Source organism: Dyella sp. AD56 (assembly GCF_002878475.1).
GTDB lineage: Bacteria > Pseudomonadota > Gammaproteobacteria > Xanthomonadales > Rhodanobacteraceae > Dyella.
Window position 1 is genome coordinate 1 of the sequence record NZ_NRDP01000015.1, and the last position, 18,071, is coordinate 18,071.

The 18,071-nt window shown below is 63.7% G+C and carries 12 protein-coding genes; 5 read left to right on the plus strand and 7 right to left on the minus strand.

Annotation, left to right across the window (positions count from 1 at the left end; translation table 11 throughout):
• Positions 1-1,027: 1,027 nt before the first annotated feature.
• Positions 1,028-3,610: an ATP-dependent chaperone ClpB gene (gene clpB, locus DyAD56_RS11075; protein ID WP_102302831.1), complete on the minus strand. Its 2,583-nt coding sequence runs from the start codon at positions 3,608-3,610 to the stop codon at positions 1,028-1,030.
• A 200-nt stretch (positions 3,611-3,810) separates the two neighbouring features.
• On the opposite strand from clpB, the gene otsB reads away from it, so the two are divergent.
• From otsB to otsA, 3 genes are read left to right on the plus strand one after another with little or no spacing between them, the layout of a single operon-like run.
• Positions 3,811-4,614, plus strand: coding sequence for a trehalose-phosphatase (gene otsB, locus DyAD56_RS11080; RefSeq protein ID WP_102302832.1), 804 nt, complete (start codon positions 3,811-3,813; stop codon positions 4,612-4,614).
• Positions 4,586-6,397 (plus strand): glycoside hydrolase family 15 protein, encoded by a 1,812-nt coding sequence (locus tag DyAD56_RS11085; RefSeq protein ID WP_102302833.1) that lies wholly within the window; start codon positions 4,586-4,588, stop codon positions 6,395-6,397. The genes otsB and DyAD56_RS11085 overlap by 29 nt, the downstream gene beginning before the upstream one ends.
• Positions 6,398-6,399: 2 nt before the next feature.
• Positions 6,400-7,788 (plus strand): alpha,alpha-trehalose-phosphate synthase (UDP-forming), encoded by a 1,389-nt coding sequence (otsA, locus tag DyAD56_RS11090; RefSeq protein WP_102302834.1) that lies wholly within the window; start codon positions 6,400-6,402, stop codon positions 7,786-7,788.
• Positions 7,789-7,858: 70 nt separating this feature from the next.
• On the opposite strand, the gene pgeF is transcribed toward otsA, so the two are convergent.
• Both pgeF and rluD read right to left on the minus strand, forming a co-directional pair.
• Positions 7,859-8,605: a peptidoglycan editing factor PgeF gene (pgeF, locus tag DyAD56_RS11095; protein WP_102302835.1), complete on the minus strand. Its 747-nt coding sequence runs from the start codon at positions 8,603-8,605 to the stop codon at positions 7,859-7,861.
• On the minus strand, positions 8,602-9,579 hold the full coding sequence (gene rluD, locus DyAD56_RS11100; RefSeq protein ID WP_102302836.1) for a 23S rRNA pseudouridine(1911/1915/1917) synthase RluD: 978 nt from the start codon (positions 9,577-9,579) through the stop codon (positions 8,602-8,604). Before rluD ends, pgeF begins: the two co-directional genes overlap by 4 nt.
• A 69-nt stretch (positions 9,580-9,648) precedes the next feature.
• On the opposite strand from rluD, the gene DyAD56_RS11105 reads away from it, so the two are divergent.
• Positions 9,649-10,491, plus strand: a complete 843-nt coding sequence (locus DyAD56_RS11105; RefSeq protein ID WP_102302837.1) for an outer membrane protein assembly factor BamD — start codon at positions 9,649-9,651, stop codon at positions 10,489-10,491.
• A gap of 89 nt (positions 10,492-10,580) precedes the next feature.
• Here the strand turns inward: DyAD56_RS11105 and DyAD56_RS11110 are convergent, their stop codons facing one another.
• On the minus strand, positions 10,581-12,212 hold the full coding sequence (locus DyAD56_RS11110) for an NAD+ synthase (protein WP_102302838.1): 1,632 nt from the start codon (positions 12,210-12,212) through the stop codon (positions 10,581-10,583).
• Between the two features lie 141 nt (positions 12,213-12,353).
• Between DyAD56_RS11110 and DyAD56_RS11115 the strand changes: the two genes are divergently transcribed.
• Positions 12,354-14,117 (plus strand): diguanylate cyclase, encoded by a 1,764-nt coding sequence (locus DyAD56_RS11115; protein ID WP_146010486.1) that lies wholly within the window; start codon positions 12,354-12,356, stop codon positions 14,115-14,117.
• Positions 14,118-14,149: 32 nt separating this feature from the next.
• Here the strand turns inward: DyAD56_RS11115 and DyAD56_RS11120 are convergent, their stop codons facing one another.
• The 3 genes from DyAD56_RS11120 to DyAD56_RS11130 form a co-directional block, all read right to left on the minus strand.
• Entirely contained in the window at positions 14,150-16,288 is a 2,139-nt protein-coding gene (locus tag DyAD56_RS11120) for an NAD(P)-binding protein (protein WP_102302840.1), read from the minus strand.
• A gap of 17 nt (positions 16,289-16,305) precedes the next feature.
• Positions 16,306-17,268, minus strand: a complete 963-nt coding sequence (locus DyAD56_RS11125) for an acetoacetate decarboxylase family protein (protein WP_102302841.1) — start codon at positions 17,266-17,268, stop codon at positions 16,306-16,308.
• Between the two features lie 76 nt (positions 17,269-17,344).
• Complete coding sequence (locus DyAD56_RS11130) at positions 17,345-17,962, minus strand: LysE/ArgO family amino acid transporter (protein WP_102302842.1); 618 nt, start codon at positions 17,960-17,962, stop codon at positions 17,345-17,347.
• Positions 17,963-18,071 lie beyond the last annotated feature (109 nt).

An 18,071-nucleotide genomic window follows, 5' to 3' on the forward strand; every position in this document is an offset into this window, starting at 1 on the left:
AATAGCGTTATCGCTCGATTGTCGCGTAGCGTCGATCTGGCCGCCTACGCGGCGGGCGTTTCGACCTCCTGCCGGAGGCCGAGTCACTTTTTCTTTGCTTGCCCAAAGAAAAGTAACCCAAAGAAAAGGGCACCCCCACTTGGCGCTGGCCGGTGAAGCCGGCCAGTTCGTGAGGGGCGGCCGGGCTTTTCGACAGGGCCTCCTGCCCTGGCGAAAAGGAATCGGCATCCCTGCCGATTCCCCTGCGGGCCTGATCGTCCACCCCTCACCGCCGCACAGGGGCCCGAAGGTCAAGAGCAAAGGCAGACGGCTCGTGCAGCTGCGCTGCACATCGCGCTGGTGCGGAGAGGACTTGAAGCGGGTTTCGCGTTCCAATCGCTGGAGCTAGATAAAGCGCGTGCTCCGTTTCCCGATCGGTGTGGGGAGCCCGATGCGAACCGGCATGGCTTTTCTGTTCTGCTTTGACTTTGTGCGCTTGGCAGGAGCGACGCGATGTGCTGCGCAGCTGCACGAGCCGTGCGCTTGCTGCTTTTGATCTACCAGGGCCCCGTATGAGGCGGCGGGCGGGTGGAGAGAAGGCCCGCAGGGGAATCGGCATGGATGCCGATTCCTTTTCGCCGGGGCAGGAGCCCCGTCGAAAAGCCCGGAACCCGACCGCGTACCTATCGGGCTTTAGCCCGATAGGTGACTCATCCGGGGGGCCCTTTCTTTGGGTTACTTTTCTTTGGGCAAGCAAAGAAAAGTGACTCGGCCTTCGGCAGAAGGTCGAAACGCCCGCCGCGTAGGCGGCCAGGTCGCCGCCACGCGACAATCAAACACCGAGGCCCAGGATCCCGGTCCTTGCCCCCTTTTGTGGGGTGCGCCGGGGTGACGGCCCAGTTGAAGAAGTGAGGCTAGATTGGCCCCTCACCCCAACCCTCTCCCCAAAATGGAGAGGGAGCCAAACCCCGCCAGTCCGAAACCTGTCCACCAAAAGAAAACGCCCGCCCTGCTTCCACAGAACGGGCGCCACGTCTAAACCCCAACGTTACTGCTTGCGGAACGTCAAATGCCCCTGCTCCGCATCCACCACAATCGTCGCACCAGCAACAAACTTCCCTTCCAGAATCTCCCTCGCCAGCGGATTCTCCAACTGCTGCTGGATCGCCCGCTTCAACGGACGCGCACCGTACACAGGGTCGAAGCCCACATTGGCCAGCACGTCCAGCGCCTTCTCGCTGATCTCCATGCGCAGCTCGCGCTCAGCCAAGCGCTTCTCCAGGTAGGTAAGCTGGATCAGGGCGATCTTGCGGATCTGTTTCTTCTCCAGCGGGCGGAACACCACCAGTTCGTCAAGGCGGTTGATGAACTCCGGACGGAAGTGCGCTTGCACCACGCCCAACACCGCCGCCTTCATCTGCAGATAATCGGCTTCCGAATCACCCGAGTGCTCCTGGATCATCTGCGAGCCAAGGTTCGAGGTCATCACGATCACGGTGTTGCGGAAGTCCACCGTGCGACCCTGGCCGTCGGTAAGCCGGCCGTCGTCGAGCACTTGCAGCAGGATATTGAATACGTCCGGGTGCGCCTTCTCCACCTCGTCCAGCAAGATCACGCTGTACGGACGGCGACGCACCGCCTCGGTGAGGTAGCCGCCCTCCTCGTAACCCACGTAGCCCGGAGGTGCGCCGATCAGGCGGCTCACGGAGTGCTTCTCCATGAACTCGCTCATATCGATGCGCACCATCGCATCCTGCGTGTCGAACATGAATTCGGCGAGCGCCTTGCATAGCTCCGTCTTACCCACGCCGGTGGGGCCAAGGAACAGGAACGAGCCGTTGGGACGATTGGGATCGGACAGGCCCGCACGCGCACGACGGATTGCATCGGACACCGCACGCACCGCTTCGTCCTGACCGACCACGCGCTTGTGTAGCGCGTCTTCCATGTGCAGCAGCTTGTCGCGCTCGCCTTCCAGCATCTTGTTGACGGGAATGCCTGTCCAGCGCGACACCACCTCGGCGATTTCTTCCTCGGTGACGCGATCCTGCACGAGTTTGAAGTCCTGCTTCTCCGCGGCCTGCGCGGCCGCGAGCTGCTTCTCCAGTTCCGGCAGCTTGCCGTACTGGATCTCACTCATCTTGGCGTAGTCCTGGTGACGCTGCGCGGATTCCAGCTCCACGCGAGCGGCCTCGATCTGCTCCTTTACCTTAGTCGCGCCCTGCAGCGCAGCCTTTTCGGACTTCCAGATCTCGTTGAGGTCGGAGAACTCCCGCTCCAGCTTCTGGATGTCCGTATCGAGATCGGCAAGGCGCTTCTTCGACGCGTCGTCGGTTTCCTTCTTCAGCATTTCACGCTGGATCTTCAGCTGGATCAGACGACGCTCCAGACGGTCTAGCTCTTCCGGTTTGGAATCGATCTCCATGCGGATGCGTGACGCCGCCTCGTCCATCAGGTCGATGGCCTTGTCCGGCAGCTGGCGATCCGGGATGTAACGATTGGACAGCGTGGCCGCGGCAACGATGGCGGGGTCGGTGATCTCCACGCCGTGGTGCACCGCGTAGCGCTCCTTCAAGCCGCGCAGAATGGCGATGGTGTCCTCCACGCTGGGCTCGCCCACGTAGACCTTCTGGAAGCGGCGTTCCAGCGCGGCGTCCTTCTCGATGTACTTGCGGTATTCGTCGAGCGTGGTGGCGCCAATGCAATGCAGTTCACCACGCGCGAGCGCAGGCTTGAGCATGTTGCCTGCATCCATCGCACCATCGGCCTTACCCGCACCAACCATGGTGTGCAGCTCGTCGATGAACAGGATGATCTGGCCTTCGCTCTTGGACAGATCGTTGAGCACCGCCTTGAGGCGTTCCTCGAATTCACCACGGAACTTGGCGCCAGCGATCAGCGCGCCCATATCGAGTGCGAGCACGCGGCGGTCACGCAGGCCTTCGGGTACCTCGCCCTTGATGATGCGCTGTGCCAGGCCTTCGACAATCGCTGTCTTGCCCACGCCCGGCTCGCCGATCAGCACGGGGTTGTTCTTGGTGCGACGCTGCAGCACCTGAATCGTGCGGCGGATTTCCTCGTCGCGACCAATCACCGGATCGAGCTTGCCGCTCTCCGCGCGCGCGGTCAGGTCAACACAATATTTCTCCAGCGCCTGACGCTGGTCTTCGGCGTTTTCGCTCTGCACTTTTTCGCCACCTCGAATCTTCTCGATGGCGGCCTCGACGTTTGTCTTGGTCGCGCCAGCGGCCTTGAGCGCCGCGCCCAGCTCACCCTTATCTTCCACCGCCGCCAACACGAACAGTTCACTGGCAATAAACTGGTCGCCCCGCTGCTGCGCCAACTTGTCGGTAAGGTTGAGCAAACGCGTCAGCTCGTTGCCGACGTGCACGTTGCCCTCCTGCCCGCTGACGCGCGGCAGGCGATCCACCATTTCGTTCACGCGCTGGCGTAGCGCTGGCACGTTGACGTGCGCCTGCGTCAGCAACGGTGCCGTTGAACCGCCTTGCTGGTCGAGCAATGCGGCCATGACATGCACCGGTTCAAGCATGTTGTTGTCGCGTCCGACAGCAAGCGATTGGGCGTCGGCCAACGCCTGCTGAAAACGCGACGTGAGTTTGTCCATCCTCATGGGTTTTCCCCTCGATCAATAGGATCTGGCGGCCCCGCCGCCACTGGGCAAAGACATGCGGCTCGCCCGCGCATGATTCAAGCCGCGTCAACGTCAGGTGTACGTCGTTTCTTCAGTCGTTGTTGGGCACATCCATAGCTTGCCTTCACATTCGCCTTGATAGGCTGCTGCACGTGCCATCCCTCGTGCCCTTAGCCGCCATGTCCGCCCAACTGCCCCTTCCGGCTCCGCCCGTGCCTGGCGTGGATGATCGCTGGGCATTGTTTCTCGATGTCGACGGTACGCTGCTCGACTTTGTCGACCATCCCGACCAGGTCTGCGTGCATTCGCGCCTGCGCGAACTCATCGAAGACCTCTACGGCGCGCTCGACGGCGCGCTGGCCTTGGTGAGCGGTCGCAGCCTGGACGATCTGGACGATCTGTTTGGCCATCCGCCCTGGGCCATGGCCGGCTTGCATGGCCTGGAACTTCGCGGCGCCGACGGTCGCTATCGCGGCGTGCACATTGGCGCCAGCCGTCGCTCGTTGGTGCGGGACATCGCCGGCACCGTTGCCGCTGCGCTGCCCGGCGTCATGATGGAAGACAAGGGCATGGCGGTCGCCCTGCATTGCCGCACGTCGCCGCAGTTGTTCGAACGTCTGCGTGAACAGGTGCAAGGCGTGCTGCCGTCGTTGGCCGGTTATGAAATGCAGCCGGGCAACATGGTGATCGAACTGAAGCCTGAAGGCATGGACAAGGGTTCGGCCGTCGCCGCCCTGATGTCTGCGTGGCCGTTCCGCGAGCGCCAGCCCGTGTATGTCGGCGACGACCTGACGGATGAACACGGTTTTGCCATGGCCAATCTCGAGGGCGGGCTGAGCATTCGTGTGGGTTCCCGCGAACCGAGCCTTGCCCGCTATTCCCTGTCGGACCCCGCTGCTGCGCGGGCCTGGCTCTTCCGCGTGCTGCACGCGCTCAAGCATGGAGCACTCTCACATGCCCACTCCTCAGGAGGAAAGCACTGACACCCTGTCCAGTCTGGAACTGGGTGTCATCGGCAACGGCAGCGTTGCCGCGCTAATCGACGGGCGCGGTCGCATCGTCTGGTGTTGCCTGCCGCGCTTCGACGGCGACGCGAGCTTCTGCGCGCTGTTGTCGCCACAACGTGAAGGTGGCGACTGGACGATCGAGCTGGAAGATTTCGACCGCTCGGAGCAACACTACATGCCCAACACCGCCGTACTGGTGACACGCCTGTACGACCAACATGGTGCGGGTGTGGAGATTGTGGATTACATGCCCCGTTTTCGTTCGCGCGGGCGCTTCTACCATCCCGTGCTATTGGCGCGCCGCGTAAGGCCTATCGGCGGTTCGCCGCGTATCCGCGTGCTGCTGCGACCGCTCTGCAAGTACGGCAGTGATGAGCCGCAGACAACATCCGGCAGCAACCACATCCGCTTCCTGCTCGATGGAGTCGTACAGCGGCTCACCAGCGATGTGGCGTCCATCATGATCGAACGCGGGCTGCCATTCTTCCTGGAAAAGCCGGCGCATTTCGTCTTCGGCCCCGACGAAACCCTCACGCACAGCCCGGCGGATTTCATCCACCACACGCTGGAACGCACGCTGGCTTACTGGCGCGAGTGGGTGCGCAACCTTTCAGTGCCCTACGAATGGCAGGAGCCGATCATCCGCGCCGCCATCACGCTGAAGCTATGCCAGTACGAAGCGACCGGCGCCATCGTCGCCGCGCTCACCACCTCCATCCCCGAGTCGGCAGGCTCCGGGCGCAACTGGGACTACCGCTACTGCTGGCTCCGCGACGCCGCCTTCACCGTGCGTGCACTCAACCGGCTGGGTGCGACCCGCAGCATGGAGGAGTACATCCGCTACGTGTTCAACCTGGTCGCCTCCGACGGCGACAACGAAATCGGCCCCGTGTTCGGTATCACCTTCGAGCACGAACTGCCGGAAACCCAGGTCGACAGCCTGGCCGGCTATCGCGGCATGGGGCCGGTGCGCGTGGGCAACGACGCGTGGCGCCAACGCCAGAACGACGTTTACGGTTCAGTGGTACTCGCTTCGTCTCAGGTGTTCTTCGACCGCCGCCTGGAACACCCCGGCGACGAGCTCACCTTCCGCCGACTGGAGCGCATGGGCGAAATGGCGCTGCGCGTGGCCGAAACGCCCGACGCGGGATTGTGGGAGTACCGCGGCCGTTCAGCCGTGCACACCTATTCCGCCGCCATGTGCTGGGCCGCGTGCGATCGCCTGGCGCACATCGCCACGGAGCTCGGCCTGGATGAGCGTGCCCGTCACTGGCACGACGAGGCAGTGGCGCTGCATGCCCGAATCGAAGCACGGACGTGGAACGCCAAGCTCGGCACCTTTGTCGACGCCTACGACGGGGAGCACCTGGACGCGAGTCTGTTGCTACTGGCCGACATCGGCTTCATCGATGCGATGGACCCACGCTTTATCGCCACCGTGGACGCCATCGGCGAGGCGCTGGGGCGCGGCGACTACCTGTTCCGCTATATCGCGCCGGACGACTTTGGCGCGCCGGAGACCAGCTTCAACATCTGCACGTTCTGGTACATCGAGGCGCTCGCCGCCACGGGTCGCAAGGAGCGCGCCCGCGTCATGTTCGAACACATGCTTTCGCAACGAAACTCGCTAGGCCTGCTGTCGGAAGACATCGCACCGGCCAACGGCGAGCACTGGGGCAATTTCCCGCAAACCTATTCGATGGTGGGCCTGATCCAGGCCGCCATGCGCCTGTCGCGGCGCTGGGAGGACGCACTGTGAGGATGGCTGGAAAAGGAAACAGCGGTCAGGAACGACTGATCGTGGTTTCCAACCGTGTGGCACTGCCCGACCAGACCGCCACCGGAGGACTCGCCTCCGCCATGCGAGCAGCTCTGCAGGAACGCGGAGGATTGTGGTTTGGCTGGAGCGGCAAGATCGCCCGCCAGACCGCTGAAGAGGTGCACAAACAAAGGGATGGCCCGGTGGAGTACGCGACCATCGACCTTTCCCGCGCCGACCACGACGACTTCTACGACGGCTTCGCCAACCGCACACTATGGCCGCTGCTGCACTACCGACCCGATCTGGTGGACTACGACCGCAAGCATCTGGCCGGCTATCTGCGTGTCAACAATCTGTTCGCCGAACGGCTGATGCCATTGATCCGACCGAGCGACCTGGTCTGGATCAATGACTACCACCTGATCCCGCTCGCCGCGATGCTGCGCGAGCGCGGTGTACGCAACCGCATCGGCTTCTTCCTGCACACACCGCTTCCAGCCGCCGGCCTGCTGATTGCATTGCCGCACCATATGGAATTGCTGGAAACGCTGGCGAGCTACGACCTCGTCGGCCTGCACACACCGCGCGACCGGCGTGCATTGGAGGAATACTTTCTGCACGAGGTGGGCGCCAGCATGCGCCGCGATGGACGCATCCGCACGCCGGAGGGGCGGCTATTCCGCGCCGAGGCATTCGCCATCGGCATCGACACCGCCGAAGTCGCCAAGGCTGCCAGCCACGCCGACGAGCACGAGGAAATCCACGACCTGAGGCAAAGCCTGGAAGGCCGCGCGCTGATCATCGGCGTCGATCGCCTGGACTACTCCAAGGGCCTGCCCGAGCGCTTCCACGCCTACGCGCGGCTACTGGAACGCTCGCCGCAACTGCATCGCAAAGTCACCTTTCTACAGATCGCCCCGCCCTCCCGCGGCGGCGTGCCGGAGTATCGCCAGATCCGCCGCGAGCTCGAACGCATGGCCGGCCACATCAACGGCATGTATGCCGCGCCGGATTGGGTGCCGATCCGCTACGTCAACAACTCATTCCCACACAGCCTGCTCAGCGGCTACTACCGCAGCGCCCGCGTGGGGCTGGTGACGCCGTTACGCGACGGCATGAACCTGGTGGCGAAGGAATATGTCGCCAGCCAGGACCCGGAAGATCCTGGCGTGCTAGTGCTCTCACGTTTCGCCGGCGCCGCGGAGGAGCTGCGCGATGCCTTGTTGGTAAACCCCGCCGATACCGAAGAGCTAGCCGAGGCACTGGGCGTTGCGCTTGAAATGCCGCTGCAGGAACGCCGACGCCGTTGGCGCCGCATGATGGACGTACTTGAGAAGCAGGACGTCACGGCGTGGCGTAATGCGTTCCTACGGCGCCTCGCGGGATAAGAGCCACTAATAAAACTACTGCGCGGCCGTCAGGCGGGCGCTACGTTTTATTAGCGGCTCTAAGACAGCCCTATCGCCAGATCAAACTGGCGAACCGCCCGCTCTGGGCGCCATCGCGGCGATAGGAATAGAACCGGTCGTCGGTGCGCGTATCAAAGCCGCCACCGTAGATGGCGGGGACACCTGCGACCTGCAGTCGACGCCGTGCCAGCCAGGCGAGATCGCACAACCAATGCCCCGGACGCGTGGGCTCGAAACCCTCGCCAGCGTCGACGTCGAGTGCCATGAAGGCGTCACGCACCTCGCCACCCACCTCGTAGCTGGCCTTGCCGATACAAGGACCCAGCCACGCCATGACCTGCGCGGGCGGCACCTTCAACGCATTCACCGTCGCCTCCAGCACGCCGGCCTGCAGCCCCCGCCAGCCCGCATGGGCGGCGGCAACGCTCTGACCATCCGCGGTGCAGAACAACACCGGCAGGCAATCAGCGGTCAGGATGGCCAAAGGCTGATCGGCCTGATCGGTGACCGCGGCGTCGGCGCGTGGCTCCTGCGCGTCGGCCAGTCGGTCCACATCTGCGACGTCAACGCCGTGGACCTGCTGCAGCCAGCGGGGATCGCGGCCCAGACCCAAGGCCGACCGCACGGCGGTCCGGTTGGCGGCGACCGCCTCGGGGACATCGCCGCAACGAGCGCCCAGATTGAAGCGCCCCCAAGGGCCCGTCGAAACACCGGGGCCCTGGCGGGTACTGACCGCTGCCCGAACACCAGCGGGCGCTGGCCAGTCCGGGATGATCCAGGCCCCGTCTGGGCTCACGACCAATCGTCCGGATCCGCCTGGGCAGTATCGACACGCAGGGCGTCAATCAGGACCTGCAGGTCGGCTGGGCGCTCGACACTGAAGGACATCGGCTCATGCGTCACCGGGTGCTCGAAAGCCAACCGCTCCGCATGCAGCGCCTGCCGGCGGAAGCCGCGCAAAGCGGCTACCAGCTCAGGGGTGGCCCGCTTGGGCAGCTTCAACCCGCCGCCGTACAGCGGATCGCCCACCAGCGGATGGTTGATATGGGCCATATGGACGCGGATCTGATGGGTACGGCCGGTTTCCAGGCTGCACTGGATCAGGCTGTGGGCCCGGAAGCGCTCGCGCAAGCGGTAATGGGTCACCGCATGCTTGCCGTCTTCCTCGTCACGCACGGCTTGGCGCAGGCGGTCGCCCATATGGCGACCGATGGGGGCATCCACCGTGCCACCGGCTACCAGGGTGCCCAGCACCACGGCCTCGTACTGCCGCTCCACATCGTGCCGGGACAGCATGTCCACCAGCGCCGTATGGGCCGGCAGGGTCTTAGCCACCACCATCAAGCCCGAGGTGTCCTTGTCCAGGCGGTGGACGATGCCGCCGCGGGGCAGCAGGGCCAGCTCCGAATTGTGGTGCAGCAGGGCGTTCAGCATCGTGCCGGCGCTATTTCCTGCGCCAGGATGTACCACCAGCCCGGCCGGCTTGTTCACCACCAGCAGGTGCGGATCCTCGTGGACGATGTCCAGGGCAATGGCCTCCGGCTCCAGCTCCACTTCGGTCTCAAGTTCCGCTTCCAACAGGACTTTTTCCCCGCCACGCAGCAACTGCCGGGGCGGCGCGAGCGCACCGTCCAGCGTCACCGCACCGGCCTTGATCCACGCGGTAAGGCGTGATCTGGAATAGTCCGGGAACATCTCGGCCAACGCTTGGTCGAACCTCCGACCCGCGGCCGACAGGGGTACCGTGGCGTCGTGACGGATCGTCGTCATGACCGGCTCCCCGGGCACCCGGTGGTTTCGGCTATCATCCCTTTTCGCTCAAACATCTGAACCCTTCTCATGCGCGTAACTAAGCTGCAGGCTTTCAAAGTCTTTGTCGTGCTCGCCATCGCTCTTTCGATGAACGCTTGCTCGATGTTCCACCACAAGAGGGAGACCAACGATACGCTGCCGGTAGACAAGCTGTATGCGAAGGCGCACGACTCGATGGAGCACGCCGATTATTCGGCAGCCGCCAAAGCGTACCAGCGACTGATCGCTCGTTTCCCGTCCGGTAACTACAACGAGCAGGCCCAGCTCGACTTGGCCTATTCGCAGTACAAGGACAACCAGCCGGACGACGCCTATTCCACGATCAATCGCTTCATCAAGACGTATCCGACCCAAAAGCATGTGGATTATGCCTATTACTTGCGCGGTCTGATCAATTTTGATCGCACCGGCGGCGCCATGGAGCGTCTGCTGCAGCGTGGCGACCAGGCCCAATCGCGTCGTGACCAAGGCTACAACCTGAAGTCGTTCGACGATTTCTCGGAGCTGTCGCGTCGCTTCCCGGACAGCGCGTACACCGCCGATGCGCGCCAGCGCATGATCTATCTGCGCAACGTATTGGCGCAGTTCGAGATCAACGTGGCCGAGTACTACCTGCGCAACAAGGCCTACGTGGCCTCGGCCGATCGTGCTCAGTACGTCATCGAGCACTACCAGCAGGCACCGCAGACCGGCGACGCGCTGGCCATCCTGACCCGCAGCTACATCGGCATGGACCAGAAGAACCTCGCCGACCAGACGCGCCAGGTGCTGGCCATGAACTACCCGGATCACCCGTACCTGAAGGATCCGAAGTGGCCCCATGCGCCGTCCCTGCTGCGCAAGGCTATTCCGTTCTCGGGTCACCATTGATCCAACGCCCGGGTTTCCGAGCGGTATAAAAAAAAGCCGGTGCGCAAGCACCGGCTTTTTTGTTTGTGCCCCTACAAAAGCGCCGCTGGTTACTTCCAGCCGGACGTAATCGGATACCGCCGCTCGCGTCCGAACGCACGCGTGGTCACGCGCGGCCCCGGTGCAGACTGCCGGCGCTTGAACTCGTTGAGCAGCACCAGGCGCACCACACGACGCACGGTATCCGCATGGAAGCCCTGCGCAGCGATTTCCGCCTGCGACTGCTCGCCCTCGATAAAGCGCGCCAGGATGGCGTCGAGCTCGTCATAGGGAGGCAGCGAATCCTGGTCGGTCTGGTTGTCGCGCAGCTCCGCCGACGGCGGTCGTTCGATCACCGCGGATGGAATCGCCTCCGGCTCACCTACGCGCGCCGCATGTTCGTTGCGCCAGCGCGACAAGCGGTAGACGACGGTCTTGTAGACGTCCTTCAGTGGTGCATAGGCACCGCACATATCGCCGTAGAGCGTGGCGTAACCCACCGCCATCTCGCTCTTGTTGCCCGTGGCCAACAGCAGGCGGCCATGTTTGTTGGACAAGGCCATCAGGGTCACACCACGCGTGCGCGACTGCAGGTTTTCCTCCGTGGTGTCGGCTGGCTTGCCCGCAAAGGCGGGAGCTAACGCATCGAGGAAGGCATCCACCATCGGTTCGATGTTGATGATGTGATAGTCCACGCCCAACTGCTCGGCCTGCGCACGCGCGCCGTCCAGCGACAGCTGGGAGGTGTAGCGCGTGGGCATCATCACAGCAGTGACGCGATCTGCGCCAAGCGCATCGACGGCCAGCGCCAGCGTCAGCGCCGAATCGATGCCACCGGACAGCCCCAGCAGCACGCCAGAAAAACCATTCTTGTCGATGTAATCACGGATGCCGCGCACCAAAGCCGCATACAAGGTCGCCTCATTGGACGCGTCGGGCACCGTCGGCCAGTTGTCCGCGAGCAACGTGCGCGTTTCGCTATCGAACTCGGCCCAGAGCATGGCGTCGACGAATCGCGGCGCGCGCGCAGCGACGGTACCGTCGGCGTTTACCAGCATGGAGCCGCCGTCGTACACCACTTCGTCCTGCCCACCGACCATGTTGACGTAGGCGATGGCACAGCCGGTTTCCAAGGCACGGGCAGTCAGCACTTCCTCGCGCGAGGACTGCTTGGCGTCATCCCACGGCGAGGCATTGATCACCACGATCAGCTCGGCGCCAGCAGCGGCTGCCTTGGCGGCGGGCTCGGGCTCCCAGATGTCTTCGCAGATCATCATGCCCACGCGCACGCCGTCGATCATCGCCACGGCACTGTCGCTACCCGGGCGGAAATAGCGCTTGTCATCGAACACGCCGTAGTTAGGCAATGCCTGCTTGTGCGTGGTCAGCTCGATGGCACCGCCACGCAGCAGGCTGGCTGCGTTGTACACCTCGCCTTCGCTGTGCGGATGCCCCACCAGCGCGGCCACACCGTTGGTGGCGCCCGCGAGCGCATTGAGCTCACACTGGCATGCGACGAGGAAACTCGGTCGCAGCAAGAGGTCTTCCGGCGGATAACCGCTCAGGGTCAATTCGGGGAACGCCACGAGCGCCGCGCCGCCATCGCGCGCCTGCGCCAGCAGGTCGCCCACCTTGGCCGCATTGGCCGCAACCGCGCCTACCGGGAAGTCGAACTGAGCAAGCGCGAAGCGTAGGGAAGACATGCCATCGGAATCCGTTGCCTGGGGCCTGAAATTGTACCCGAGCACCGTCCCGGGGCACCCGCCGGAAGCCCCAGCGGGCCTTCACTTTGTTGCTCCGGGGCGGTGCTACGATTCTCGGACGCAAACTGACAGGGGACAGCGTTGCGTCGTTCGCGATCCATTGGGGCAGCCTTTGCCGTGCGCCTGCGCGCGGGTGCGTGGCGGTGGGTCGCGCTGCTCCTGCTGGTATGCGCCTGCACTCCCGTTGCACACGCTGCCCAGCCTTGGTCCCTGTTCGGCCAGCCGCCGCTGGAACCGCCAGTCACGACCTATCGCGCCATTTCCGGCGACCTGCCCCCGCATGACTACGGCGAGCTTCCCGCGTGGCTCGCTGCGCGCCAGCAACTAGGCTCGGTAAGCATGCTCGGTGGCGACTACTGGTTGGTCGCACCACTGCAAACGCCTGATGACGCGCCCAACTGGGTCGTGACCTTCGGCAACACTTACTACCAGCGCGCCAGTTTGCTGATTCTCGGTGATGACGGCTCGCGGCAGCGGCTGGAGGCCGGGCGCGGCATCGATACCAATTTCATGCTGCGCGGCACGGTACCTGTGGCGCTCCGCCCGGGACATCGCTATGCCGTGGTGATCCGCGTCTCCACACCCTTTTTCACCGCGCTCCCGCGCATCGACCTGCAGACGCGCGATGCTCATCGTCGCCGGCTTACCAACGAATCCGCACTGATGCTGATGGCGCTGGGTGTACTCGGCGGGCTGGGTCTGTTCATTCTGTTCGTCGGCCTGTGGACGCGCGTGCTGAGTTACACGCTGTACGGCTGCCAGTCGCTGATCCTGCTGGCCGGCTGGGCCTCGTTCTTCGGCCTGCCGGATGACTGGTTGGGCATCGGTGGTGGCACGCTGAATTTCACGCTGTGGTTCATCCTGGTGCCGCTGGTGCATGCGCCCTTCACCATCCGTTTCCTCGAACTCAAGCGCCACGCGCCGCTTGCTGCGCGCATCGGCTATGGCATTGCCATCGCCTGCGCGCCGGCCGTGCCGATGGCGTTGCTGATGCCGTCACTGTCGTTCCTGATCGCCACCATTGCGGTCACTTCCGTGGTGCTGTTCTCCGTCAGCGTGAGCATCTGGGCGTTGCTCAGCGGCGTCCGTCAGGCGCGCTTTTTTGTGCTTGCCTATGTGTGCGTGCTCGTTCCTGGCGCCATCATCCTGCCGGTCAATTTCGGCCTGATGCCCAGTCCGCTGGACAACGCCGACCTGCTTACCTTGATGGGCAACAGCGCTGAAGCAATGCTGCTCGCCTTTGCGCTCGCCGACCACATGAAGCTAGTGCAGGCGGCGCGCGAACGGTTCCGCCAGGGCATGCTCGACGCCATCGCACGGGCATCCACGGACACCTTGACCGGCCTCGGCAACCGTCTTGCCTTCAACATGAAGATCGAAGAAATCACCCGCCACCAGCACGCCCCTGCACCTATCGTGGAGGGTGCGTGGCAGGTCGCCATGATCGACCTGGACGGCCTCAAGCAGATCAACGACAACGAAGGCCACGAGCGCGGCGATGCGTTGCTGCAGGCGGCAGGCCGCGGGCTGAGCCGATTGCCCTGCCAGGGCCATGCGTATCGCCTTGGCGGCGACGAATTCGCGGTCATCGCCTTCGGCGACGAACTGAGCCTGCACCGACTCACGCGGGCACTGGGGAAACTCGACCAGCAACTACAGGCCTACGGTTTCCAGGGCGCCGGCCTGAGTTTCGGTGTATGCGGCGCGCCCACCGGGCAGACGCTGGACAGCGGCGATTTCGCCGAACTCGTGCGCGAGGCGGATCGCATCATGTACGAACACAAATCAGGTCGCCGCACACCGCCCGCCAGCGATCGCGAAACGCAGGTGGAAACGGAGACCTGACAACGCGAAGGTCGCCAGGGCCCCGGCGGCGCTTACCAGCCGTGCTCGCCCTGAATCGATGTCGGCCAGCCACTGATCGCGCGACTCGCCTGCATGCCACCCATGACAGCCGCCTCCACGCAGCCCGCGTCCAACCCCGTCTTCAGCCAATCGCCCGCGAGGAACAAATTGGTAAAGCCGCTTTCATCCGCATGCAGGCGAAACGCCGTGGTCCCGACCAGTGACTGCACGTAGCGTTCGGACGGATCGACATTCGCGCGCCAGTACTGGCTATCAAAGCGCACTGCGCCCTCGCCTCCCTCGGCATCGACCAGCCACGTCCAATCAAAACCCTGCACGCTGACGTTCGTCCACAGCACACGGATATCCTGATTGAGCTGTTGGATCGCCGATGCTTTCACCACGTCGGCGCACCGCGCAGGAAAGCCATGGTCGCTGCTCGGTGGATAGTCGCTCACCGCAAAGGCGTTGCAGAAGTACGAGACGTTGAGCGGCTCCTGACCCGGCGGCCATGTTTCCCGGCATAGCAGCTGATCCATCGACGCCCAGGTGTCGAACGGCTCAGTGAATCCCGACAGCACGGGCTCTTCGCCATCCGCCACGGCGCAGCTCCAGCCCATGTCCTGCAGACTACGGCGGGTCCATACCTGATACGCCTGCGTTGCTACCGCCGCTACGTGGTCACTGCATTGATGCAACGCAGAACTGCGCTCGAGCAGCGCAGGCGCCACCACGGGCAGGCTGGCTACCGAAAGACCAAACACGATGTCATCGAAGTCCACGCCCCGTAGCAACGTCTTCATCGGCAGCGGCCGATGGAACAGTGCCTCATAGTGCTGCGGCCAATCCGACCAATGACACTCCAGGTTGACGCGGTAGCGCTTGAGCGCATCGGCCTGTTCCGGATCCAACTGCTCGTAACGCGGTTCAGACGGCCAGCACGGCAATCCCTTTACGTCCCTGAGTGGCTCATAGACGGTGCGGCCACCATGCAGGGCGGCCTGCTCCTGCAACGCCATTTCCTGCACGGCGGCGCCACTTGCGTCCGGCTGCAGCGCGAGCAACTTGTGGAAGTAGTGGAAACGCACACCGCGCCGTTCCAGCAATTCGTGCAGGGGAGCGAAAACAACGTCGCCCATGCCCGCCTGCATTTTGTACATGATGGCGCCACGGTAACCGAGGCCCACCTTCAGCATGCCGCGCAGCATGGTGCCCGCCTCGATCTCCGGCCGCGCCGGGTCACCGTCCCGATAGGCAAAGATCAGGTCGTAGAAACCGCGCACGGGCGCGCTGTCCACACTGGCCGGTTGCGCGCCATGCGAGAGCAGCCATGCGCAAAAGTCGACGTTGTTGATGACCTCGAAACCCTTGCCCACGACATCGTCGGCGACCATACCGATGGCGGCGGCGAGTGCCAGATCCATGCACAGGTAAAGGCGTCGCACCTCATCAGGCCACAATCCAGCCGCTTGCAACCACGCACCTATCTCATGCAACGCGGTCTGCAACCGTTGCAGCAGCGACAGCACCGTCTGCGCCGGACTGTCGAGGCCGACCAGCGCCCCAGTGTGTGCGACCTCACGAGCCCGCGCGAGGATCGTGGGGGCATCAGACAACGCATTCGACGAGACACCAATGGCGATGGCTTGCGGCTCGACGCTATCCACCACCAGCGGCTTCGCTGCCGTCGCGTTCCACGCACCAGCCCAGTCGCTCAGTTGATCCAGCAAGCTCCCCAGCGCCGAGGAGACATTTGCCTCGCTACGCGGCGTACCCGGCTCGCCCGGCATCAGCGGCGTGAGGATGGACCAGACACGCCACGCTTCGTCGATGGCTTCGGTCAGGCACACCAGTCGGTGCTTCTTGAACGCTTCGTCCCATGTACGCAGCGGACTACCCAGCGGGCGATCGAGCTTCGCGTAGGCCTCGCGCATCAACTGAAAAGCGTTGTCGTAAAAGCCGAACCAGATATGCAGCCCGTGTTCCTCGATGCGCTCGGCGATGTCCGCATTGCGGCCGCTGGCCCCCTTGCCGCCGAGCCGCCAGCCCATCTGATAGACGTCGATCTGATAGTCGTCCTGCCAACCATCACGGTTGGTCAGCCAGAACGCAGCGGTCATGGCGCCGACGCCACCACCGAGGATGGCGATGCGACGTGGTTGAGTGGACATCAGCGTGCCTCCATGCCTTAGGTGTTATTCACTAGTTCCACGCCGGGCTCGACGTGGAAATCGAAATCGATCCGATAGCCGAACCATGCCTTCTGCGCGCCCAGCGACCAGCCCAGCGTCTGCGCAAGCGGAAAGCTCGCGAAGTCATGCAGATTGAGGCTGTAGTCGTGACCCAGCAGCCACAGCCCATGGATGGAGTCCACCTGTGCGTTGGCCGACACGATGGCTTGGTAGACCGCGCGCTCGCCCGCTGCATCGGGGAATTGCTTCAGGAAGATCTGCGGCATCGCCGGGAACTGCATGAACCATTGGTCGAACGATTCACGCCAGGAAGATTCGCCGCACCAGAAATCCGGCGCTTGATGGAGGCCTTCCAGCAGATCGCATCGCCAGCCCTGCACGTCACCCACGGGGCGCCCGCCACCAAGTAGCGCCTCGCCCGTCACCTCCAGCAGCGGATGCACGCTCATCTCACTCTCGGGGGCATAGGGCTGAAAACCCTTGGCGGCCAGCGTGAACGAAAGCGGCGACTCATTCGGCCCGGGCATGGTGTAGCTGCACAGGTACTTCGGATAACCGAACACCTCGCGCCCAACGATCAAGGCCATGCAGTCATCGACCCAGATATGCAGCGGATACGCATAGAACGAGGGCAACGCCTGCCCGGGCGGAAAGCCTGCGACCAGTACCCAAGCCACGATATCGACCTCGCGCCCCCATCCCTTGGCCCAATCATCCGGCCACAGGCTGTAAGCCCGCGCGATGTCCGTAAACGTCATCAGCACATAAGGCGACACCACGAAGAACGGCATCTGCCCGCCGCCGCCCGCGTTGAGCGTGGCGTCGACACTGGCTTGCAGCGCATGTGCATTGCCTGGCACCCAGAACCCATACATGCGGGCCTGCGTGAGTGCCAGCGGCGGATGCATCAACGGTGAACCTGGCGGATACAGGAACGGCGGATACGACGGTGCTGCCATGCGAATTCCCCCCCGGAAACGTGAGCAAGACCATACGCTCGCATGATGACCGGTTCTTGTCGATCCGACGCCCGGCTTAGCCCAGGGGTTGCCGTAACACCACCACCGCCAGCGTCAGCATGAACAGGGCAATCGCCACATCGAACACGCGCCACGCCAACGGGCTGCGGAGCACCGGCAACAGCAGGCGCGCGCCATAGCCCAGCGACAGAAACCACGCCACGCTTGCTGTGGACGCGCCAGCGGCAAAGATCCAGCGTGCATCGCCTTCGTAATGGGTGGATAGACTGCCAAGCAACACCACGGTATCCAGATACACGTGCGGGTTAAGCAAGGTGAAAGCGAGGCAAGCGACGACGACGCGGCCACGGCTGAGCATGCCGTCACCCGCCGGCTGCAGCCCGCTCTCGCCCTGCCATGCGCGACGCAACGCCATCAGGCCATACGTCGCCAGAAATGCGGCACCGGCATAGCGCAACCACTGCATCAAGCCCGGCTGCTCTTTCACCATCAGCCCCATGCCGCCCACGCCCAGCAGGATCAGGCCAACGTCCGCAAAAATGCACACGGCCACCACCGAGCCGATGTAATGCCGCTGCAAGCCCTGCCGCAGCACGAACGCGTTCTGCGCGCCGATCGCGATGATCAGGCCCGCCCCGGCGACAAGGCCGGCCAGGTAAGGTGTGAAATCCATGGGATGACCTCGAAAAAGACGTCTACTCTGGCGCGGACGTCTTATTCAGTAAAACTAATTATCCTAAAGCTGGTTAAGTTCTACTAATGTGTCGCGCGCACGCGCGGCG

Excerpts from the sequence above, each read along its gene's own strand:
- clpB (WP_102302831.1), bottom strand. The coding sequence starts at position 3,610 with ATGAGGATGGACAAACTCACGTCGCGTTTTCAGCAGGCGTTGGCCGAC.
- otsB (WP_102302832.1), top strand. The coding sequence starts at position 3,811 with ATGTCCGCCCAACTGCCCCTTCCGGCTCCGCCCGTGCCTGGCGTGGAT.
- DyAD56_RS11085 (WP_102302833.1), top strand. The coding sequence starts at position 4,586 with ATGCCCACTCCTCAGGAGGAAAGCACTGACACCCTGTCCAGTCTGGAA.
- otsA (WP_102302834.1), top strand. The coding sequence starts at position 6,400 with ATGGCTGGAAAAGGAAACAGCGGTCAGGAACGACTGATCGTGGTTTCC.
- rluD (WP_102302836.1), bottom strand. The coding sequence starts at position 9,579 with ATGACGACGATCCGTCACGACGCCACGGTACCCCTGTCGGCCGCGGGT.
- DyAD56_RS11105 (WP_102302837.1), top strand. The coding sequence starts at position 9,649 with ATGCGCGTAACTAAGCTGCAGGCTTTCAAAGTCTTTGTCGTGCTCGCC.
- DyAD56_RS11110 (WP_102302838.1), bottom strand. The coding sequence starts at position 12,212 with ATGTCTTCCCTACGCTTCGCGCTTGCTCAGTTCGACTTCCCGGTAGGC.
- DyAD56_RS11120 (WP_102302840.1), bottom strand. The coding sequence starts at position 16,288 with ATGTCCACTCAACCACGTCGCATCGCCATCCTCGGTGGTGGCGTCGGC.
- DyAD56_RS11125 (WP_102302841.1), bottom strand. The coding sequence starts at position 17,268 with ATGGCAGCACCGTCGTATCCGCCGTTCCTGTATCCGCCAGGTTCACCG.
- DyAD56_RS11130 (WP_102302842.1), bottom strand. The coding sequence starts at position 17,962 with ATGGATTTCACACCTTACCTGGCCGGCCTTGTCGCCGGGGCGGGCCTG.